At 35.6% G+C, this 23,596-nt stretch carries 15 protein-coding genes; 10 read left to right on the top strand and 5 right to left on the bottom strand.

Features of this window, described 5'->3' with window-relative positions:
* Window positions 1–145 precede the first annotated feature (145 nt).
* Together alaS and ACICPZ_RS00865 are read left to right on the top strand one after the other, a co-directional pair.
* Window positions 146–2,779 carry an alanine--tRNA ligase gene (alaS, locus tag ACICPZ_RS00870; protein ID WP_264374226.1) on the top strand — a complete coding sequence of 878 codons (2,634 nt, stop codon included), beginning with the start codon at window positions 146–148 and terminating at the stop codon, window positions 2,777–2,779.
* Window positions 2,780–2,983: 204 nt separating this feature from the next.
* Window positions 2,984–3,127: a hypothetical protein gene (locus ACICPZ_RS00865; protein ID WP_264373756.1), complete on the top strand. Its 144-nt coding sequence runs from the start codon at window positions 2,984–2,986 to the stop codon at window positions 3,125–3,127.
* On the opposite strand, the gene ACICPZ_RS06515 is transcribed toward ACICPZ_RS00865, so the two are convergent.
* Both ACICPZ_RS06515 and ACICPZ_RS00855 read right to left on the bottom strand, forming a co-directional pair.
* Window positions 3,078–3,239: a hypothetical protein gene (locus ACICPZ_RS06515; protein WP_010962888.1), complete on the bottom strand. Its 162-nt coding sequence runs from the start codon at window positions 3,237–3,239 to the stop codon at window positions 3,078–3,080. The two genes, ACICPZ_RS00865 and ACICPZ_RS06515, sit on opposite strands and share 50 nt — an antisense overlap.
* Window positions 3,240–3,858: 619 nt before the next feature.
* A complete protein-coding gene (locus ACICPZ_RS00855; protein WP_010082403.1) occupies window positions 3,859–5,394 on the bottom strand; it encodes a lysine--tRNA ligase in 1,536 nt (511 codons plus the stop codon).
* 108 nt (window positions 5,395–5,502) lie between these two features.
* Here ACICPZ_RS00855 and ACICPZ_RS00850 point away from each other — a divergent pair, with 108 nt between their 5' ends.
* The 8 genes from ACICPZ_RS00850 (at window position 5,503) to rsmD (ending at window position 21,065) form a co-directional block, all read left to right on the top strand.
* Window positions 5,503–5,799: a type IV secretion system protein VirB3 gene (locus ACICPZ_RS00850; protein WP_007548615.1), complete on the top strand. Its 297-nt coding sequence runs from the start codon at window positions 5,503–5,505 to the stop codon at window positions 5,797–5,799.
* A 9-nt stretch (window positions 5,800–5,808) separates the two neighbouring features.
* Window positions 5,809–8,214: a VirB4 family type IV secretion/conjugal transfer ATPase gene (locus tag ACICPZ_RS00845; protein WP_010962886.1), complete on the top strand. Its 2,406-nt coding sequence runs from the start codon at window positions 5,809–5,811 to the stop codon at window positions 8,212–8,214.
* Window positions 8,207–10,744, top strand: a complete 2,538-nt coding sequence (locus ACICPZ_RS00840; protein WP_264373754.1) for a type IV secretion system protein — start codon at window positions 8,207–8,209, stop codon at window positions 10,742–10,744. The genes ACICPZ_RS00845 and ACICPZ_RS00840 overlap by 8 nt, the downstream gene beginning before the upstream one ends.
* Before the next feature lie 9 nt (window positions 10,745–10,753).
* A complete protein-coding gene (locus tag ACICPZ_RS00835; RefSeq protein WP_264373753.1) occupies window positions 10,754–13,159 on the top strand; it encodes a type IV secretion system protein in 2,406 nt (801 codons plus the stop codon).
* Entirely contained in the window at window positions 13,156–16,134 is a 2,979-nt protein-coding gene (locus tag ACICPZ_RS00830; protein WP_264373752.1) for a type IV secretion system protein, read from the top strand. Before ACICPZ_RS00835 ends, ACICPZ_RS00830 begins: the two co-directional genes overlap by 4 nt.
* 89 nt (window positions 16,135–16,223) lie before the next feature.
* On the top strand, window positions 16,224–19,778 hold the full coding sequence (locus tag ACICPZ_RS00825; protein WP_264374224.1) for a type IV secretion system protein: 3,555 nt from the start codon (window positions 16,224–16,226) through the stop codon (window positions 19,776–19,778).
* A complete protein-coding gene (locus ACICPZ_RS00820; RefSeq protein WP_010082417.1) occupies window positions 19,768–20,400 on the top strand; it encodes a hypothetical protein in 633 nt (210 codons plus the stop codon). Before ACICPZ_RS00825 ends, ACICPZ_RS00820 begins: the two co-directional genes overlap by 11 nt.
* A 116-nt stretch (window positions 20,401–20,516) precedes the next feature.
* Window positions 20,517–21,065, top strand: coding sequence for a 16S rRNA (guanine(966)-N(2))-methyltransferase RsmD (gene rsmD, locus ACICPZ_RS00815; protein WP_006280837.1), 549 nt, complete (start codon window positions 20,517–20,519; stop codon window positions 21,063–21,065).
* On the opposite strand, the gene ACICPZ_RS00810 is transcribed toward rsmD, so the two are convergent.
* The 3 genes from ACICPZ_RS00810 to ACICPZ_RS00800 are packed head-to-tail and all read right to left on the bottom strand — an operon-like array spanning window position 21,023 to window position 23,510.
* Window positions 21,023–21,355 carry a hypothetical protein gene (locus ACICPZ_RS00810; protein WP_213863055.1) on the bottom strand — a complete coding sequence of 111 codons (333 nt, stop codon included), beginning with the start codon at window positions 21,353–21,355 and terminating at the stop codon, window positions 21,023–21,025. The genes rsmD and ACICPZ_RS00810 overlap by 43 nt on opposite strands.
* Window positions 21,356–21,359: 4 nt before the next feature.
* Window positions 21,360–21,950 (bottom strand): COQ9 family protein, encoded by a 591-nt coding sequence (locus tag ACICPZ_RS00805; protein WP_264373704.1) that lies wholly within the window; start codon window positions 21,948–21,950, stop codon window positions 21,360–21,362.
* A 6-nt stretch (window positions 21,951–21,956) separates the two neighbouring features.
* Entirely contained in the window at window positions 21,957–23,510 is a 1,554-nt protein-coding gene (locus ACICPZ_RS00800) for a Mur ligase family protein (protein ID WP_007549232.1), read from the bottom strand.
* Window positions 23,511–23,596: the final 86 nt, after the last annotated feature.

The following is a 23,596-nucleotide window of genomic DNA, read 5'->3' as shown; positions in this document are numbered from 1 at the left end:
CACAGATATGAGGTAAATTTATCGTGAATATATTGATTTTTTCTTACCACAAGGTGCATGTCACTAGAAGTTCTGAGATCTAGAGAGTGGTATTGATTTTATTTCCATTACAACTTATTATTTATAGATAACCTCAATAAAAACGATGAAGCTAAACGAAATCAGAGAAAGATTTATAAAATTTTTTGTAAATAATGACCACGAGCAGGTTTCTTCTTCTCCTTTGATTCCAGAACATGACCCAACGCTCATGTTCACAAATGCTGGTATGGTGCAGTTTAAAAATATTTTTACTGGTGCTCAAAAAACTGAAATGAAACGTGCTGTCTCAAGTCAAAAGTGCCTAAGAGCAGGCGGTAAACACAATGATCTGGAAAATGTTGGCTATACAACTCGGCATCACACATTTTTTGAAATGCTCGGAAATTTTAGCTTCGGTGATTACTTTAAGGAAACTGCGATAGAATTTGCGTGGGAATTTATCACTAAAGAGTTATCTCTTGATAAAAACAGACTATCCATAACCGTCTACCATACTGATGATGAGGCGTACGAGATTTGGCGTAAGATAAGTGGCTTTTCAAGTGATAAAATCATAAGAATTGCAACGGATGATAACTTTTGGAGTATGGGAAGCACTGGTCCGTGCGGTCCATGTTCTGAAATTTTTTATGACCATGGGAGTCCTAATTTACAAGAGGGCGATAGAATTGTTGAAATCTGGAATCTGGTATTCATGGAATTTAATAAAGATGAAGAAGGTAATTTACATAAATTGCCAAAAAAATGTATCGATACTGGAATGGGCCTTGAGAGAATAGCTGCTGTAATGCAAAATGTCCATGATAACTATGATATTGATTTATTTTCTGCTTTGATAAGTAAATCACAGGAGTACTGTGGAAGAACGGAAAATAAAATAGCGCATAAGATCGTAGCAGATCATCTTCGCGCGGCTGCATTTCTCATCGCAGAAGGAGTGCTTCCTGGAAATGAGGGCAGGAATTACGTATTACGCAGATTAATTAGGAGAGCCGCGCGTTATATTCACCTGCTTGGATATAATGATTCCCTACTCCATCGTATTTTTCCAGTGTTGATAGATAGCACGAGTTCGGCTTATATGGGAGCTGAATTAGTCAGAGCTAAAAGCTTAATAGAAACGACGTTAAAATCAGAGGAAGAAAACTTTAAAGACACTTTGATGAAAGGTATCAATCTCCTGGAGAAATTCACTGCAGATTTAAAACCAGGCGATACTTTGCCTGGAGAATCAGCGTTTAAGCTATATGACACCTACGGATTTCCTTTGGATATTACACTCGATATTTTAAAAGAGAAAAAAATAAATTTTGACCAGAAGGGTTTTGATGATGCAATGGGAGAACAAAAAGAGAGAGCACGTGCTAAATGGGCTGGATCTGGTGAAAAATCTGTTGAGCAAGTATGGTTTGATTTGATCAATAAATTTGGCAAAACAAAATTTGTTGGTTATGAGTTCAATGAAGTAAGTGATGCGAAAATACTAGCTATAGTTTCCTCTAAAAATGAAGTAATTGATTCTGCAAAGGAGGGAGAAAAGATAACCATTATACTTGATAAAACACCTTTTTATGGCGAGTCAGGTGGACAAGTGGGAGATACTGGCAGTCTGATCAAATCTGATAGAAGTATTATTATAGTCGAGAATACCAATAAGGTTAATGACCTATATTTGCACAGATGCATAGTTAAGTTCGGTTCAATTTGTAAAGGTAACACAGTTGCAGCAAGCATTGACAAGGAAAGAAGGCAAACCTTAAGAAGAAATCATTCAGCTACACATCTTCTGCACTTTACACTCAGAAAAATTCTAGGTGATCATGTCACTCAAAAAGGTTCCCTAGTTGCACCAGATAGACTGAGATTCGACTTCAGCCATAACACTCAAATGACTCAAGATCAGTTGTTTTGGGTAGAGGATATGGTAAACTCTCTAATCAGAGAAAATCTTTCCGCATCTACAAAAATTCAAAGCATGAATCAGGCAATAGACGAAGGAGCTATGGCGTTATTCGGCGAAAAATATAGCGATCAAGTAAGAGTAGTGAAGATTGGAGATTCAAGGGAACTGTGTGGTGGCACGCACGTTGAACATACTGGAGAAATCGGTTTATTTAAGATAGTAACAGAGAGTTCTGTTGCTTTTGGAGTGAGGAGAATTGAAGCTTTAACTGGTCAGGAAGCAATCAATTATGTACGTGATAATGAAATTAACTTAAAAAAAGTTGCAGAATTCGTAAAAGCGCCAGTGAGTGAAATAACAAGCAGATTAAGTATTTTAAGTCAAGAACACAAAAAATCCGAAACCAAAATAAAAAACCTATATAAAAAGCTTGTGAGTGCAGAGAATATAAAAAGCACCGAAATAAATGGAATAAATTTTATAAGCCACACTTTCACTGATATTCCAGCAAATGTAATAAGAGAGTTTGTTTTGCAGCAACAAAAACCAAAAACGGTAATAGCTTTTACGGCAACAGAAAAAGATAAAACAGTCTTGATTATTAAAGTAAGTAAAGACTTAATCAATAAGATTAGCGCAAAAGAACTAATATCCATAGCAGTTAAAAAGAACTGTGGTGGGAATGCTGAACTTGCACAAACAGGCTGTGATAGCAATAAAATAGATGATGCCATTACAGCCATTTATAGCAAAATAACAGCTTCTAAGCACTCTACGTCATACCACCACGAACCGTCATACCGCCGCGGCGCTAACAAGCAGCGGGATACTTAACCATCGTCTACACCGTCATACCGCGATTCATTCGCGGTATCTCTTAGCCGCTAACAAGAGATCCCGCTAACAAGCAGCGGGATGACGAATTACTATGCCGCCGCGAACCGTCATACCGTTGCAAACCGTCATACCGTTGCAAACCGTCATACCGCGATTCATTCGCGGTATCTCTTAGCATAGATCCCGCTAACAGGTAGCGGGATGACGGTTGTCAGGCTAGCTGTCATCCAAGTAGCTCGACTACTTGGATCCAGGAAAAAGAATAGTGTCATGAAAGTAGCTGACACTGATTCCTTTATGATGGTGTCATCCCAGTGCCCAGACACTGGGATCCAGGAAACTTAATTGCAAGTAATGCATTGGATTTGGTGAGTATGGGTTTTGCGTTATAGAATGAAGCACTTTTGGTGAATTTATAAAGAAAGCTGGATCCCAGTGTCAAGCACTGGGATGACAAGGTATAAACCTTATCGTCATGCCGCCGCGAACCGTCATACCGCGATTCATTCGCGGTATCTCAGCCGCTAACAAGAGATCCCGCTAACAAGTAGCGGGATGACGGTTGTTGTTTAGCTATAAATATTAAGAAATTTACCAAATGAAAAAAAAGGCAAAAGAAGCCCCGTGGTTATTATCCGCTTTAAAATATTGGCGTTTTTTATGTTTTAAACGCTTGACAAGCGAGATTCAGCCGCTTTTAATTGCAACTAACCTACGCTGCAAATGTTTAAGAAATTTACTAAGCAGAAAAAAAGACAAAGAATCCCCGAGTTAGCTAGTCTTTTACTATCTCTGTCGAGTATTGGCATTTTTTGATGTCTTGTAACGCTTTATAAGCGCGTTCAGCTTATTTAGATAAAAATCTAGATGTAGATGAAGTTTTGTAAAGACATACAGTATCTATATACTGCAAAAAATTGAACATAAGACGCCGATACATTAAGTAATCCTTACCTTTTAATCTGCAGATTGGCGAAAGCAAATACAATAGCTTCAGTTTCATGATAAGGGGGCTAGCGGAGTTTGTCAAGGAATTCTTATTAAAACTAAAGAGCTCAAATGAAAGGAGGTAAACTCTAAAGTATACATTTAGTAGCGCTTTCTATGAGAGAAATCGTATTACCTATTCCGTAAAGCTTTATGAAAGATCCCATTCTTGGACCGGTTTTTTGGCCAAGTAACGTTTCATATAATAGCTGAAACCAGTCACGTAAGTTGGTGTAATCATATTTTTTTCCAATAGAAAATACCTGAGATTGAATTTCTTCAGCAGTAGCAGTTGTAGATAGAGAATGTAAAGTGTCCTTCAAATCTAGTAACGCTGCTTTTTCTTTTTCATTTGGAGTTTTATATGATTTTGTTGGCTTGATAAAATCGTGATAATACTTTACTGCAAAGTCTGAAAGTCTATCAAGCATTTTATTATTTTCTGGTGTAACGTTTGGTGCATAAGAGGATATAAAACCCCATAGGATCTCTTTGTTTTCAGCATTACAAGCTGCTGCTAGGTTTAAAAGTAGTGAGAAATTTATGCCTGAAGTTTCTATACTGGGAACATTGCCCTGGTGAATGTGCCAAGCAGGATTATTTATATCCTTTTCTTTGTTCTCATGATAACGCTTTACAAATTCTAAATATTCATCAGTTGATTTTGGTATCACATCAAAATATAAACGTTTAGCTTTTTTAGGACTCTGAAAAATGTACAATGCTAAGCTCTCTGTTGGTGCGTAAGTTAGCCACTCTTCAATTGAAATGCCATTTCCTTTTGATTTTGATATTTTCTTTCCTTCTTTATCAAGAAAAAGCTCGTAGCAAAATAGAAGTGGTGGCTTTTCTCCAAGTATTTCACATATTTGACTTGAAAGCACAGCAGATGGAGTTAAATCTTTTCCGTGAGCTTCGTAATTTACTCCAAATGCGGCCCACCTCATTCCCCAATCAGGTTTCCATTGCAGTTTACATTTTCCTTTTGTCACTGGAACTTCTATTTTTTCCCCGTTTGGGTCTTCATATGTGATTGTTCCTTTCTCTGTATTTGTTTCAATTACTGGAACTTGTAAAACTTGAGAAGTTTTTGGGCATATTGGCAAGAATGGACTATAAGTCTGCTGTCTTTCTTCCCGAAATGATGGAAGCATTACGTCCATCACTTTATCATAATTTTTCAGTAAGAGTAAAAGTTTTTCATCGTAAACGCCAGATTTATAACACTCTGTTGCACTCCTGAACTCGTATTCAAATTCAAACATATCAAGAAATTTACACAACAATGAATTCATATGATGACCATAACTCTGATGAGTGCCAAATGGATCAGGTATCATAGTCAATGGTTTATTTAAGTGCTCTCTTAGCATCTCTTGATTTGGCACATTATCTGGTATTTTTCGCAAACCATCCATATCATCTGAAACTGCAATGATTTTGGTTTTTATACCAGGAGCTATTTTTTTTAATGCATTTACAATAACTGTAGTGCGGAAAACCTCTCCAAAGGTTCCTATGTGGGGTAAACCAGAGGGTCCATAACCAGTTTCAAATATTATTTCTTTTTTATTAGGAAACTCTTGCAATATTTTTTCTGCTTCTTGAAATGGCCAATTTGTCATTATCGGGATTAAATAATGTATCTTAACTTAAAGTGCTACTAGTTTCAATGGATTTTTAATATAATGATATAGTATTAGTGTTAGAGCTATTATTAGAAGGTTAAAGATATGTCCACAGGTAGTATACAAACAGATCAATTATTTAAAGGTCTTACAAGACCTGCAATGCTCTTTGGTGTGAGTTATATGTTTGCAATATTAAACGTCCTGATTTGCATGCTAATTTTCATTAATTCAAATGATTTAAGAGTGATTCTCTTAATGTTACCAGGTATACATGGACTTGGTTATATAGCTTCTGCAAAAGAACCGTTGTTTATTGAATTATTTATGGTAAAATTGGGAAAGTGCTCGAAATGTTTAAATCGTTTTTACCATGGAGCCAATTCTTATGATATTGCTTAACGTTGTGTGATGCTGAGGTTTAGGGCTATTCAATCAAAGAATAAATCTACTCTGAACAGGGAAGTTCACGCTGCTGAATTTATTCCTTATTCTTGCTATTGGAATAGCACAACCTTGATGACAAAAGAAAATTGGTTGGTTAAGGTTATAAAATTAAGTGGTTTTGCATTTGAAACTGCCGATGACGAGGATTTAGTCATACAGAACAACATCAGGAATCAGATGCTAAGAAGCATTTCATCTCCGGCATTTAGTTTGTATTTTCATACTATCAGACGTAAGAAAAATATTTTTTCTGATGAATTTGCAAGTCAAGGTTTGCCGAATTTTTTCGCTAATCACGTAAATCTAAAATGGAGAGAAAAACACGCAACAAGGCAATCATTTATTAATGACCTATACATTACGATTATCCGTAGAGCGGACACAAAAGGAGTAGAATTTTTGTCACATCTACTAAAAAAATTCGGACATGTAACTTCAAAACATGCTTGGGAAAGTGATATACGTGCCACGTATGAAGATTTAGAGGAAACGACAAATCGTGTAGTGACAAGCCTTAGAAATTATTCGCCTAAAATTCTTGGAGTAAAAGAAACTCCAGATGGTTTGTTCTGCGAAATAATGGAGTTTCTATCTAGAATCGTAAATTGTGGCTTCGTTACAAATACGCTTTTTCCGCTAAGAACTGAAATATCAAGATACTTACCAGTACATAGGTTATTCTTTGGCCGTAAGATGATACAGGTTGTGACTCATAATGAGAGTAAATATGCTGGAATAATTAGTATCAAAGAATATGGAAATCATACTTCTGCAGGAATGCTTGATTCGTTTTTACAACTTCCTTACGAGTTTATAATTACGCAATCTTTTCAATTTATAAACAGGCAAATGGCGATTGGAAAAATGCAGATACAGCAAAATCGAATGATACAGTCTGCAGATAAAGCTATTTCTCAAATAGCAGAAATTTCTCAAGCGCTTGATGACGCAATGAGTGGTAAGATTGCGTTTGGTCAACATCACCTGACTATTTTATGTATAGAAAAAAGTCCTAAATCATTGGATAACGCTCTGTCGTTGGTAGAATCAGAGCTTTCTAATTGCGGTGTTTACCCTATACGTGAGAGAGTTAACCTTGAACCAGCATTTTGGGCGCAAATTCCTGGTAATTTCGATTATATAGTGAGAAAAGCTACAATAAGTAGTCTTAATTTGGCTGGATTTGCATCTCAACATAATTATCCTACTGGTAATAAATTCAATAACCACTGGGGAGATGCCGTTACAGTTTTTGACACGACATCTGGTACTCCATTTTTTTTCAACTTTCATATAAGGGATGTTGGACACACTATGATAATTGGCCCAACTGGTGCTGGTAAAACTGTTTTAATGAATTTCCTGTGTGCCCAAGCGATGAAGTTTTCTCCAAGGATATTCTTTTTTGATAAAGATCGCGGTGCAGAGATTTTCTTAAGAGCACTTAGTGGTATCTATACTGTAATAGAACCAAGAACTAAAACAAATTTTAATCCTTTACAACTTGATGATACCTCTGATAATAGAACATTTTTAATGGAGTGGATAAAGTCTTTAATTTCGGTATATAATGATAAATTTACTTCAGAAGATATTGCACGAATTAATGATGCAATTGAAGGAAATTTTAAATTAAGAAAAGAAGACAGATTCTTGAGAAACCTCGTACCGTTTTTAGGGCTTGCAGGTCCTGATACTCTAGCTGGGGCAATATCTATGTGGCATGATAATGGTTCTCATGCTGCAATATTTGACAATAAAGAAGATTTGCTAGATTTTTCACGAGCAAGAGTATTTGGTTTTGAGATGGCTAGCTTGCTCAAAGATCCTGTTGCTCTTGGACCGGTCTTGATTTATTTATTTCATAGGATTAGTATATCTCTTGATGGCACTCCATCTATTATCGTTCTTGATGAGGCATGGGCGTTAATAGATAATCCAGTTTTTGCACCCAAGATAAAAGACTGGTTGAAGGTACTGAGAAAACTAAATGCTTTTGTGATTTTTGCTACTCAGAGTGTTGAGGATGCAAGTAAAAGTACTATTAGCGATACGCTTGTACAACAAACAGCGACACAGATTTTTTTACCAAATCTGAAAGCTACTAGTGTCTATCGGGATGTTTTTATGTTAACTGAACGTGAATATATATTAATTAAGCACACAGATCCGAGTACTAGATTCTTTTTGGTGAAACAAGGAGTCAATGCTGTAGTAGCTAGAATAGACTTAAAAGGCCTGGATGATATAATCAACGTATTATCCGGACGTGCAGAAAGTGTTCTATTGTTACACGATATATTAAATGAAGTTGGGGACAACCCAAAAGTATGGTTGCCTATATTTTATCAGAAGGTAAAAAATGTTTAAGACTAAGCTGTCATTGCTATTAATTGCGATATTTTTACTAAATATAGACTTTTTACTCTCATATCCAGTGCTTGCAGATGGAGTAAGTGGTACTGACAAGACAGAATTTGTTAGCAGATTTAATTCCACTGGCAGTTTTAGTCGTGCCTCTAATCCTGATTGTGGAGCGTTTAAAACAGCTGCAGCACTTGCTGGAATAGCGATTGCTGTTGGCGCAATATTTACTGGCATTGTTTTGATCGTTTCTTCTGCTGGTTTGTTTACCGCTCTTGTTATTGTTGGAATGATAGCTGCAATTGTTGGAGTCTGGAAAGCGATAGGAGGGCTTGTTGTTTGTGAACATAGTTTTGTTAAACACCCAGTTGCACGTGATCATGATGGAAAATACAAAAATTTTAAATTAGAAGACACAGGTTATAGTGGCTGCACCAATGAAAATTACCAAACAGAAGAGGAATATTTTTCTTGTTTGCAAAATAAAGCTCGGGAAGACGTGAACAAAAAAGATTATGACGGGAAAAGAGCAGAAAAAGAAGCCTTAAATTCTAACGTTCAGGAGAGTACAGAGAGTTATTACTGGCCAAAAAATGGTGTGCAATACAGTGAATATATAGAAGTATGTCATCGAAACCCTTTAACTTTTGGTAATCTTTTTAATAAGGTAGACTTTAATTCCAGAGGAAAACCTGGATACATAGACTTTGATGTCAGGGAGAAAGACACTGGATACGTAGATGGGTCATGGTCCTCGAAGGTTGATGGTGGTCTGGAATGTAGAGTTCTCAAAGCAGGACAGAGCGAACCCATACATGGAGCTACATTCAAAGCAGTGAGAAAAACGGGCAGATTATGTGTGGAGTTAGCCAGTGTTAGCATGCTTGGTATCGAAATGACTCCTTGGCCGCAAGGGGTTGATATGGGGTGCACGGAATTGCCACCTGACCCACTTGCTCCTATGTGTGAAAAATCTGTGATGATATTCAAAAATAAAGATGGTACAGGAGAGGAAAAAGTTCCTATTGGTAATAATGATGACTATAAAACTATTATCAGATCTAAAGAAAAAAGACTCAACGGACAAGGGGGGAAAATTTTTGTAGGTTATGATAATGCTGGCTGTTTTAGCTCGTATGTTTCTGAAGCTTGTTATAACCAGGCAGGGAGTAAATCATTAGCTCCTATTCCCGTAACTTCTATGATAGTGCAATGCATTAAGGAATCGTTAGATAATTTAGTTGCAGGTAAAGGTGCACCAAATGGTGAGAGTTTTATATCTGTAGCACAGAAAAGGCTGAAAAACACTGTAACTGCTGTTTTAGTTTTAGCTTTAATACTGTTCTCTATAAAAGCCATGTCTGGTGGAGTTCAGAGGCCTCAAGAAATGTATATGTTGATCATAAAATTCGCTTTAGTGATTTACTTCACAACAGGCAGTACCATGTCTCATTATTATGGAGAATTAACTCGTCTCTCAAATGGTTTGTCAGAGATAGTGCTAAAAGCATCATCTGAAAGTAAAGGCATATGTAATTATAAAGCAGGTACAGATTATGAATATACTCGTGCAGGAAAGAGGGTATCTTACAGTTATCTTGCACCTTGGGATAGGCTTGATTGTAGAATTTTATTTTATTTAGGTGCCCCTTTAGATGGAATTGGTGGCAAAATTGGTACTGGAGGTGTTGCAACGTTAGCAGTCTTGCTTGGTGCTGCTCCTGTCTTATTAGTTGCAGGTTCGGTAATCGGTATTATTTTTGCTGGTGGACAGATTTTAATAGCTCTTGTTGCTATATTTATGGCCATTTTGCTGATGATGGTTATTTTGTGGCTGTGCTATGTATTTATTTTATCTCTAGTTGCTTTGAGTGTAATCATCATTTTATCACCTTTGTTCATCCCTATGGTTTTATTCCAACACACCAAAGGATATTTTGACGGCTGGGTAAGAGAATTGATCACCTATAGCTTATACCCGGTTATCCTTTTTGCGTTTTTGTCTTTTATGTTTATAGCATGTGATAAAATCTATTATAAAAATTTAAATTTTGAACCGGATAAGTCATATGAAAATAACCAAGCAAAACCCTCAGCTAGTAAGAAAAAACAGTGGTTTAAATTGAGAGATGGGGAATGTGATAACAATGAAACTACTCTTGCATGTATGATGCAAAATTATAGCTTTAAAAAGAGCAGCATACTTGGTCTATTTGATTTTACATACATGGAATTTGGCAGCTCTCTCATCGGAGAATTATTAAAATTGTGTTTAGTATTATTCCTCTTTTACCACTTTTTAAACATTCTTCCTGGCATGGCTGCTGAACTTGCTGGTAACCATAGAGCAGCACTTGGCTCAGGTCAGACACCTGGACAAATGGTGGGCAAAGCTTTATCTGCTGCCAAAGCTGCTGCTGGGGGTGTTGCTGGAGTTGCTGGTGCTGCTGCTAAGAAGTTGAGTGGTGGAGACAAGAGTAAATCTCGAGGTTCTGGTTCTAGTAGCTCCGAGAGTGTTAACAAAAGCACTGAATGAGTTGGATTTATGCTAAAATTTTTGCTGATAATACCGTTTTTTTTTCTGTCAGGCTGCGGGGAACATCACTGTATTAAGCCAGAAAATTTATCAGGTTTGCGTGAAAAACTAGATATAGTGTCAACAGAGCAGAAATGGGTTGATTCTGGTGTTAATATCTCAGATAGAATAAGAGTAACAGAGATTGATATAGTGCCTAGTAAGGTTAATTTTTGTCCTAAGCAGTATGCAGATTTTGCAATTGGGCCTGGGAGAAATGACGTTGCATTACCATTTGCACTTAAAAAAGGCGATACGATAAGCTTTAGTGTGATTGGAAGTAAAGTGTGTAAAGATAAAGAGAGTGAGACAAAAATCAGGTATTTGAAAATCGACGAAAAGTGTAGCGAGCAAGAAACAGAACATTTTGCACATGTTTTAAATCAAGAGAAATGCCAAGGTGGCAAGGATGGGATATGTCCTAATAAATATATAATAGGCGATGTGCAATGGTTGAGAGGAAGAGAGTACTGGGATTCAGATTTTTCGAAGTTAGATCAAGATGAAAGAAAAAAGGAAATTGAAAATATTATTAACTCTATAAAACAAGGAGAAAATATAGATTGCAGCAAGCTTTCAGAGAGCAGTGCAAGTAAGATAGATACGCACATTTTAAATTCACTCTGTAGACGTATATGTAAATTTTCTTCTGGTCGTAGAGGCGAGGATTGCGTGTATATTGAATATAATAATATAGAAATTGAGCTATTCAATGCTTTAAATTCTAGTGGTGAATCTGTTGTTGCTGAAATTATTAGTAACGTATTAAAGGGAAAACAGGTAAAAACTGACATTACACTATTACGTGCTTACATGGATAATGAGAATTTTGAACACATTCCAGAAGGTGGTTTATGCACTAATTGTGATCACAAGATAAGAGATAACTATCGAACACCAAGATTAATTTTTAGTTTATGTAGTAGAAATGACAAGTACTGCTACGATCAAAATGACAAAGGTGGTTTCAATATAAGAGTAACAAAGAACCACAGTCTAGAAAATAGCTTGTATATAAGCGTCTCTGACAAACTTCCTGAGCATAAGCCTGGTGAAAACCAAGCGGATATATCTGTAGATATCAGCAAAGTTCATGATACTGAGTACATGGAAGGCTTAAAGGAAAAGTTAAAAGAAAAAAAAGGCACCATATATTATGGAATAAGAGACCATGGCTGCGATTACAAAAATGAAGGTCAATTTAGTATTAACCTAACAACTAAAGAGCCACCTACAAAAACTTTTAGTGCAATATATAATTTCTTTGATGAAAAAGTGAAAACTGCATTTTTCGGCTCTAATTATAAAGACCCTAACGCAATTCACTCTGATACTAGTCCTGTAAAGTCTCTTTACGAAAGTTTTATAAAATCAAGCAGAACAAATACCATTAGATCTACTATAATATCACTATTAGTACTATATATAATCTTATATACTCTTTATTACTTTTTTGGATTAACTCATATTTCTATATATGAGTTTTTAATTATATGCGTAAAGATAGGAATCATCGCCCAGCTATTGCAGGATAATAGCTGGGACTTTTTTTATAACAACGCATTCTCTATATTTATTAACACTCCAAAACAACTAATAGAAATAGCAAATTTTAGAGGCACTACTTCAAATGTTTTTGAGTTTCTTGATTTGCCGCTCAATAGGTTCTTGTCATCGCATTCAGTATTGTTAATAGTATCTCTTATATTTTCTGGCCCTTTGGGCATTGTATCTTTTTGCTTGGTGATTTGGGGTTTAATCACAGTGAGCTTATCTATTTTTAATGCCTTATTTTCTTTTATTACATCTATAGCAATAGTTGCGTTATTGCTTTCTTTAGCACCTATTTTTATTATTTGTCTTTTATTTGCGTATACTAGGCAGATGTTTCACAACTGGGTTAAAAATTTAGCAAGATTTGCGATTCATCCAGTAGTGCTTTTAATTTTTATATCACTGATAAGCCAGGTTATGGATTATATTGTGTATTCAGTATTTGATTTTGAGGTCTGCTCTACATGTATACTTAATATTAACTTAAAGATTTTTAACCCTTGTATTTTTTATGGTTATGCTTCCAAATATACACCTAATATTACCGCTATGATGGCTTTTGTTATTTTGGGACACGCTATGAAAGCTTTAGTTGAAGCTTCTTCGACAATATCTGACTCGTTGTTTGGTGCTTATGTAGCAAGCGAACCTGGAAGACAGTATCAACAAAGCTTAATGGGAACAGTAGGGTTAGATGAACAAAGCGTTCAAAGAAGAGAAAGAGGAGGTGCTTCTCAACAGTCAGGTACGTCAAGACCTCAAATACCACAAGGGACTCAAAGGTCAACGCCTCAGATACCACCACCAGGAAGACAGCAATGATAAGTAAAAGATCACTATTGTTGATACTGTGTCTTGCAATCACTGGTTGTAACATGGATTGTGTCGAACCTGGGTTGCAGAGCAGAAACACTAGTGTTAACGTGGATGTTCCAGTTCATAAAGCTGGTGAAGAAGTTAAAATTCATTGGGTTGATTCTGGTCAAGTAATTAGTAAGGGTGAGGAAATCAAATTCACCCTCGATGGATCAGTAAATTTTTGCCCTTTTAAAGAAGACAAAAATCCAAGGAAAGTACTTGTGCCAGCTAGCTTTTGTGCTGATGGCTCAGAACCAAATTATAGTAAAGCTGCAAATATTAACGATGTGCCTAATAATTATGGCGTTGATGAAAAAGGCGTAAATAAAAACGAATTGTGCGGTGGTAAAGGATTTGGCAGCAATAGACGTTATGTAGACACTGGAATTAAAGTAAATCCTGGTGATAAGTTAAGCTTTAGCTTAGTTCCCAGAAAAATAACAATTGATTATGACAATCCAGGAGGGAAAGGTATCAGCTTTGATGACAATTGTTATAGAGCTGAAGAAGGAGGTGAAAAAGTGTCAGCAAGTGAAATATTGAATGTTAGCAAGCAAGAAGGAGAGGAATTTTTTTGTGAGGGCAAGGATGGAAAGAGAAATAAAATAAAATTTTTACCTCTTGATAAAACAAAAGCAAAGGAAAGCAAAGTGCTAGTTGGCAATGGGTACACTCCATATGATAATAAGGTACATTTTAATAAAGGTTATGTTAAAAACAACGAACCATGGATACATGGCTCGCTGTTCGATTTACGCCGAGCTAAAATAGGATTGAATGAGTTATGTGATGGAAAAAACTGTAGTTTGGATGAGAAAAAAAAGTACAGTTCTTATGAGCTTAATTGTTACTATCAGAATATATGTTATACTAGAAAAGGTATATGGAGCTATGATTCAGGTCGAGCAGGAGAACGGAACTGTGTCTCCTCTATAAGGTATAAGAAGTACGATAAAGGAAATAAATGTGATATGTATTCTTATCTAGAAAAAATGGAAGGGAATGTTAAAGCAGGTAGTTTTACTGAAGATGATAAATCTTGGGCTGAGGCTCTTGTTGCAAAAATTGGTGATCTTGGTGATCAAGATACTGATAAAGGTATGCAATGTCTTCCAGATAATGAAGTAGGTGCAAGAAAGGATAATGTGTGTTCGCAAATTAGTGACAATTTCGAGGATTTTTCTCTGAAATTAAATAGTGACTATGCAGTAAATGACAATGTAAAATATGGTAGTAGTGTGATGCTTGCTATAGCAGATTATGGTTACTATGGAGCTAATAGGGGCGGGTACCATGTTAAAGTGACTAGATCGTGTGAATATATCAATGGTGAAAAACTGTATGTGTATTTGGGTGATAACCCGCCAGGGGATCCATCTGCTCCAAAGACTAATGATTTCAAAAAAGTAGAGCACTTAGATAAAACAAAGGATAAGGTATATTATATAATAGATGGAGGTCTTTTAACAGATGAATGCAAAGACAAAAAACCTATAACAGATGAATGCAAACCTAAGAAGATATATTTCGGCATCAATGTAAGCAACGTAGAGAAAGATGACATTACGGACAAAAATGGCAAATATTACGAAAACAATAAGTATAGTGTAACTTTATTTGTCAAAAGAAAAATTAATGATTTTATTTCATCGAATGTAAACGGGGTATTTAAATTTATAAAAGAAGAAGTAATTGGGGACAGCGTTAAAGATTCATACAAAGGATATGCAAGAGGTCTTCTTCAGGGGGTAAGAGCTTTACTTACTCTATACGTTATATTTACTGTCATTGGCTATATGCTTGGAACAATACAGCTAAGTAAATTTGATTTCATTGTAAGGATGTTCAAGATAGCATTTATAGCTTTTGCCTTTAGCGATAGAAGCTGGGAACTCTTTGGTACAACTTTATCCAGACTTTTTGTAGATGGTAGCACTTATTTAGTTGATAGCTTTTCTGGCTATATAGGGGAAGGGGGGAGAAAATTTGCATTCTTAGACTTGACAGCAGGAGTATTATTCACAACAGAAACTTGGCTAAAGTTTTTATCGTTGATGCTCTCTGGTCCTTTTGGCTTTATTGCATTTTTGGCAATACTCTATGCTACTTTTATGTTCTTAAAATGCATTATTAGCGCTACGTTTAAATATGTAATATCTACTGTTCTAGTGGCGTTTTTACTGTCATTAACACCTTTATTTATCGTATTTATTCTATTTCAAAAGACTAAACCCTTGTTTGATAATTGGATAAAAACGTTGGCTCATGTTTCATTAGAACCAGTCATTTTATTTTCATTTTTATCTCTTTTAAATCAGTTGATGTATTCAGTTTTATATAACCTCACAAATTTTTCTGCATGCTATCAATGTTTAATTAGCGTAAATTTCTTATCGTATGATCTGTGCTTGATGAAATCAATACTGCCTCTTGGATACAGTCCTGGCACTAGCGTTGATGTTGCACTCAGTACCGGAGAAAGGGCTGGTGGACACTTTGCAGCATTACCTATAGACCTAATCCAGGCGTTTATATACCTCATTATTGCCGGTGCAATGGAAGCTTTTGTTTCTATATCGGAAACTATGGTACAAACACTATTTAGCTCTGGTTATGGAGTTACTGGCGGTGTTGGTACAGTTGCTAAGAGCGCATCGCAAGCTATGCTGTCAACCGTTGGCCTTGATGATAAGACCCAAAGTATGATACAGAGTATCAAGCAGAAAATGAGTGAAGATCGGGGAAAAATTGAGGCTAAATTACCTAACACACCAAAGCAACCAGACAAAAAAGAAGATTCTAAAGGAAGTTCTGATAAAACAACGAGTGATAGACCTAAAACATTAAAACAATCAGATCAGCAAAAAAATTCTGATGAAACAATAAGAAGTGATCCTAGTGCTAAAGCTAAAAACAAGGAAGAAAATGGAGAGGAGTAAGATATAAATGATATTATGGAGTAACTAATTAAAAAGATATTTTAAGTAAAGTTTTAGAAATTTATTCTGTATTTGGAAAAAGTTTAGATATGCAATCACGTTTAGGCAAATGTTGGTTTAGGGTATTACTTCTTGCAGCTTATGTGCTGATCACAGGTTGTAGTAAAAACGATATGCCTTTTCCAAGGTGTATATCTGCTGACTATTTTGGTCCTAAACCTATTGCAGTAAGCGCTCATTTTTCAAGCGACCACGATGCGTTTATTCCAGGAGATGGAGAAGTTATTGATCCTGAAACTGGCGAAATTAATTATGGTTTTCACCATAACCAAGTGGTGAAGTGGGAGGATACCGGACTCGAAACCAATGGAGATAGTTTAAAAGTGCGAGTTAATGGTGCATGGACATCTTGGAGTAATAATAACAAGAAGGAATCTAAAAAAGGCAGTTATACCTTACAAAGCTTGGAGCAGTTAAAATATGCAACTAAATTTGAAGGTAAACAAAGTGATAATAGTTTACCTAATTTTCACTTAGTTTGTAATGATTATAAACCTAGCATACAAAAATTTTCAAGTAAGTCTGATACAAGTTGCACTGTAAATTGCAAGTGCATTAATGAAGATGATAGTGCAAATACAGTATCACGTGGTGCTCCATGTTGGTTTACCAACGGTCATGGTGCTTATCTTTTGTTTCAAACGGGGAAAGATGATCCTAACGAAAATCTAAAGTTAATGCGCGATCCTCAATATCCTACTGTACATCTAGGTTATAACTCCACAGCAGAGGGCGACAATGGATTTTTTACTTTAGACAGAGATAACACTAAATTAAAGGACAGAAATTGTAATGAGTTGAAGTTAAAAAAGGGATGGAAAATATATGTAAAAATATTAGATAGATATTACTTAGATAATGTAGGTGGCTACTCTTTTGAGTTCTTAAGTGGAGTGCAGCAGCCAAGTAGTTTTGGGTTTTTTGATTACATTTATAACTATCTAAAATGTGTATTATTGATTAACGAAAATTGCAAAGAACATTTTAATAGCAATGATCCTGCAGTTGCACAAGCTATGTTCGAAAATATAGCTGAAAAAAGTACGAGCTTTCACAATTTTGTTCTTTCCTTGCTTGTTCTATTTGTAATGATTTCATCGCTTCTTTATCTTTTTGGCATGATACAAGAAACTAAGCATGATATGCTCATCAGAATGATGAAAATCACTCTAGTAATAGTGCTTATATCTCCTGGAAGTTTTAGATTTTTCTATGATCATTTTCTTGTTTTATTCGTTAAAGGTCTTGAACAATTGATAAGTGTAATTACTAACTTTGCTCCCAACATGAACACCGGAAGTATTGCTCAAGGAGATGAAGCTAAGTTGTTTAGCTTCATGGAGGACATGTTCAATAAGTTTTTTGCTTATTCTGTTTGGAAAAAGTTTGCAGCGTTTTTACATTACCAAATGTGGGCAAGCCTTCTTATGATACCGGCAATTTTCATAGGGATTGTGCTATACTTCTTGCTGTGCTTATATGCTTACATAATATTTCTCTCTGGTTTTATGGGTATAGCTTTTCTTATAGCCATTATGCCACTGTTTCTAATTTCTATTTTATTTTCACCGCTGAAAAGTCTATTTGAAGGTTGGATAAAATTCTGCATCAGCTTTTGTTTACAGTCGATTATGATATTTGCTCTCTTGTCATTACTGGCTTCCATTATAATGAATACCTTTTATAGGCAGTTAGGTTTTACTGTATGCTACAATAAATGGTTTGAGGTAAGGTTATGTGCTCCAAAATGGGTGTTTGGTGGTTTTTGTATCGTTGATAAGCAGTACTTTGGTTGGACCCCAGGGCAAATTTTCGTACCTTACACTCTTGGAGAAGCTTCTCCGCTGAACGTAGATAAGAACATAGAAGGTATAGAAAAGATAAGCAGAGAAGGTGGTACAATAAAATTTACTGGCGGTGCTGGGTATATCCCTCTTCCACCGGATTACATTGAAAAAGGGTTTCGTTATATAGATTATCCTTTCTTTAACCCAATTCCTGGTACTAAAGAGAATCCAGCAGACCATTATATTGCAGAAAGTGATATGGTAGTAGATAATAGCTGTAGTGTAAAAGATTTAGTGCGTTTAACAAATAGTTTATCCCATGCATCAGAAAAAGCTGATATCTTATTATTGATTAATAATATAAGTAAAAAGACAGAAATCTATTGTAAGCAGCCAGGAAATGAAAGCAGGTGTACTAATTACAAGGAAATCATAGAAAAAGTAATTCTACAGCCAAGTTTAAAAAGTGAAATAAAGTCTTTAGTGCAAGATATAATTAGACAAGATGGGAGCTGCCAATCACAGAATTTTTATAAGGTAAATAGAAACTATCAAGAAAATAGTGATTACCAAAGGGTGCAAGACATACAGAGAGGTTATTTAATCAATGCAGGGGAAATCTTTATACTATTCTTGCTTTCATTTTTAATGTTCTCCTTACGCACGTTCGTACAACAAATGGGCTCAAGTATCGCTGGTGGTGGATTCAGCGTTTACAATATATCTAGTATGTATCAGGCATCGCCTTTGACTGGCATAATGGAAGGATTCAAACAGCAGTGGCAAAATTTTGCTGGTAGAGGACTTGAGTCTTTAGGCAGTTGGGCTACTCATTTACCGGATAGATTAGCCGGAGGTGCAGCTAATCTGCTGGGGAGAGTACCAAGAGTTGGAGGAGTGCTGAAATACGCTATTGATGTGCCACGTAAATTTGTAGGTGCTACTATTGAAGCAACAAAATTTGCAACATCACCTAAAAATGACGTTGATAAACTTGAGGAAAAGATCTACAGGGCATTTGGAGTTGATAAGGAAGATATTACACACAGAAGGATCGGTAAATATTTAGATTATTATAAAGGATACGTAGGATCACATTTGGGCTATACAATAGAAGATGCTATGAAGTTTACTTGGGAGCATGGCCTTGATTCTATAGGAGTTAGCCGCCGTACAGGAGAAAAAGATGGTTATCCAAATAACTTACTTTTTAGAGCAAAATCGCATAGGCAAGATTTCTTGAATAAGCTTCATGATGACACCATAGGCCGTAAGAGAGAACCAGAAAAAGACAATCCTGATCAATCAAATAAGGTAGAACGAGAGTTAGGCACGGAACTAGTAAGAGATAACCATGATCAGCCACTAGAAGAAGGCGACCCTCTTCGACTACGAGGGGGAGGTCAGCCAGATAAGGTAGTACGAGAACTAAGCACAGAACAAGAAGACAAGCCTAATCAACTACAGCATGATCAGCCAACAGAAGAAGATAAGCCTGATCAATCAAATGAAGTGACACGAAATTTAGGCACGGAACCAAAAGGTTCAGATGAAATTGATGATTTTGGATCTGCTTTTGAAGGTATGGAAAAACGTGCTGAAAGAGAAGGCAGAAGAAATCAAGATAAAGTTTACAACCTCTCACCACTTTTTGAAATGAACACTCCAGAAGCTATAAAAAAACGTGCTGAAAGAGAGGAAAAAAGAAATCGAGAAGACAGTAAAAGGAAATTACCGGAACCAATGAGGAAACCAGATGCAAAAGGAGATGAGAAGAGGATTGAAGATGAAGACTAATAAAAATTTCAAAGGCCTTGATTATTATAAATTGCAGCAAGACAAAGATGGCAACATAAAGTTAAATGACTACGACGACATTTTAAATGCGCGTAGGGCAAGGGTAGACTTGTTGCGGGATAACACATCACTTGACAAGGATGTCAATTTTGCTAAATTGAATAAAGCTTTGAGTGAGAAATTTGTAGATAATCATAGTTTATTGTCTGAATTTGATAAGGAAGACAAAGAGATTGTACAAGAAAGGATTAAGGTGTTTAGTATTTTAGAAAGTCTTGAAGACCTTAAAAGCGTGAAAAGTGAAGATCTGTTAGAGGTTAGCTTACTGCTGTCAGATCTTAGCTTCATAGAGAGAAATGTTGTACTAAATACCGATCAGAATTCTGATCTAGCAGGATTTAAAAACCTATTTATTGAAAAAAAAGCATCTGGTGAAGAGTATAGTGAAGAAGAATGTAGAGGCTTTCTTGATAATATAGATAAAATCAATACTATAATTAAGTTAGAGTTAGAAAGCAGAATTGAAGGGCTAAATCATGATGAAAAAAATGATCATGATGATTTACAAGATGAGATTGGTCAAGCAATTAATGCAGCAGGCAAATCAGAAAAAGATAACTGATGAGTCTTGTGTTTTTCTTACAAGCGACTCGATAGCTTCTCTCTATTAAACTGCTAAAGCCATATTGACATTAATCATATAGTATAAATAATTAATTATTTTGGAGCTTATTTAATATGCTACGCATCATTGCAGGCAAATATCGCGGAAGAAAAATAACTACAGGTAAGCATTTAGCTGCACGGCCAACTATGAGTATTGTCCGAGAAGCAATATTTAATATGCTTTCCTCAAGAAAACCTATTTATAACTTGAATGTACTTGATTTATTCTGTGGTAGTGGTTCTTTTTCATTTGAAGCGCTTTCTCGCGGCGCTAAACATGCATTTATGGTAGATTCAGATTATTACAATTTGCAATTGCCTAAAAAAACAGCAAAAGATTTTGGAATTACGGACAATGTTACGCTAATTTGCTGCAGTGCTAACTGCTTACCACAACCTATTTCAAAATGTGACATAGTTTTTATAGACCCACCTTACAATAGCAATCTAGTTGAATCAACGTTGAATGGACTAGCTCACTCAGGCTGGTTAAGTGATGATGCATTGATAATTCTAGAGATTAGGAAAAACGAAGATTTTGAGTGCAATAAAAACTTCAGTATAATCTTGGAACGCACCTACGGTATAGCGAGAATAATTTTTCTTTCTCTATTAACTTGAACTTGCATATACTTTTCATTGATGAGTTCCAGTTCTATTTTCGTCAAGTTTCCGGAGAAATTACTTATTCTGTACTGCCCTAGATCAAAATTTTTATTAAATTCAGAGTCTATTAAATATTCATGTGCTTCTTCAATAAATTTATTTTCTTTTTCTTCGTAACTGGTGTATTTTGTTGTACCATTATTATCCTCACAATAAACTAAATGTTCTTTATGATCAGCATGAATATTTTTATTTTCACAAACCTTTTCAGGATCGTGCTCAAGTACTTTTCTACCAACAATCAATAGCTTATAAGAAATTTTCTATGATTCCTTTTAAGCGAGTTTTGAATTTTTGAAATGTCATGACATTGTTGATACGGTTATCAAGAAACGATAAAGTATCCACAAAATCTTCTGAATAATCATTGATAAAAAAAAGTATCGTACTTAAGTACACTCCAGCTAATATTGCTCTTTTTGTATAGTAGTTAAAATCTGTTGATTGGTCATGAATGCCATACCAAATCGCACTAATAGTTCTGTATAAAAGTTTACTAGAAAAATATGTATTTTTTGGTGATACGGAGAATGATAAAACATTTTTTAAAAGTTCTCTATAATTCGGTAGCTTAGCATAGTTTGAAAGGTGTATTTGAATAGCTAACTTTACTCGCTCTCGCACTTTCATATCTTCTAAATTAGAATTTCTTAATTCAGCTTCCATTGAGCTATTTAAGTCCTCTGCTATGTGCTCCAAAGCGCTATATATTCCATTCTGAAATTTGCAAAAGCTATTAGCTAGATTAAGGTCAGTGCACACCTTTAATAGGGTTTCATCGCTTATCCCTTCAAATGGAATAACCCTAATTAGCTTATCTATTATTAACTTTTGTTCCACGCAACATCATACTAAACAGCATGTGTGATTGTACCTGAGATTTTCAAACATTCTACAAAATGCTTCACCACGTTCCTCGAAATTTTTCCATTGATCAAAAGAAGCACACGCGGGAGAAAGTAATATTGTTACTTCTTCTGCGCTATTTAAGGCCTCTTCAAAAGCCAATCTGAATGCATCTTCTAGATTGCAACATTTAACATAATCTACTTTATTCTCCATAACATTTGCAAAAGCTTCGGTTGATTCTCCAATAAGAAAAGCTTTTCTAACCCTTGTAAAATGCTTGCTTAATGATTCTATTCCACCTTTTTTGCTTCTTCCACCAGCGATCCAATTTATGTTTTCATAAGATAAGATCGCCTTTTCGCTCGATTTTGCATTAGTTGCTTTGCTATCGTTCACGAAAAACACATTTCTTATTTTGCCAAGCAGTTCATTCCTATGCCTCAGTCCTGAAAAGGACTTGATTCCATTGATAATAGTGTTGCTATCTACTCCAAGTACCTTACATACGGCATATGTGGCTGCTATGTTTTCTGCGTTGGATATTAGGTTTATTTTCACGTCGCTTACTGATAAGCTATGATTCTCTAGTTTTAACGAGATCTTCTGGATCCCAGTGCCCCTTTTGTCATCCAAGTAGCTGACACTGGGATCCAGATAATTTCGATCTATACCAGTAATCTGTTCACTATAATCAAGCAAATTGTTACCTGCCAATGATATTAGATCTCTTGCACCACCCTCTGTCATCTGAGTAGTTGGCAATGGTTTTTCTTTTCTGGATTCCAGCGTCACGCGCTGGAATGACATCGGGGAATATGTTACTGAGATTGGAATTTTGTCTCCAGTGAATTTGTTGAATATATCAGCAGTAATCTCATTGTCACATCCTATTACGGCAACCTCACTACCGTTTATCAGTTTTAATTTAGTTGCTATGTAGTTCTCCATACTTCCATGCCTATCTATGTGATCTGGTGTAATATTGAGCAGTGCTGAAATGTCCACGTTAATTTCATTCATCAACTCCAATTGAAAAGAGGAGAGTTCGATTACATAAATTTCTGCATCTCTTTCTAGATCCAAAACAGGAACGCCTAAATTTCCACCAATAGCTACTTTTTTCCCTGCAGATTTTAATATGTGCCCTATTAGTGATGTAGTGGTTGATTTACCATTTGTTCCTGTGACGCCTATTACCTTCTGGTTCGTAGTTTTAGCTTCAAGAAATAGCTCAATGTCTGATTTTATTTTGCAATCAAATCTCCTTGCAAGTTTTACTATCCAATGTGGCTCTGTTGGCACTCCAGGGCTTAAAACCAATGCACTGATCTCATGCCAATTGTATTCCTTGGGATGAATAAAATTACATTTTTTATACATCATTTTTGCATTTGCTATTTGCTCTTCATGATCATCCCATGCATATATTCTTGCACCACTCTTTGTTAGAGCGTTAATGGCGGATAAACCAGTTTTACCAAGACCAAAAACCGCAACGTTTTGATTTTTGTATTTGTTTAGTTGCACTGCTAGATAACTTATGCGAACCATTTTATAAAGATATCGTACAAATTACAACAGACTTCTTTCGTAGGTTACAACTGTCATTCAATAGAAACGAAAAAACTTACTTGACA

The organism is Wolbachia endosymbiont (group A) of Melitta haemorrhoidalis, assembly GCF_964273365.1.
GTDB classification, from domain to species: Bacteria; Pseudomonadota; Alphaproteobacteria; order Rickettsiales; family Anaplasmataceae; genus Wolbachia; species Wolbachia pipientis.
This window is presented reverse-complemented; position numbering and strand designations above follow the sequence as displayed.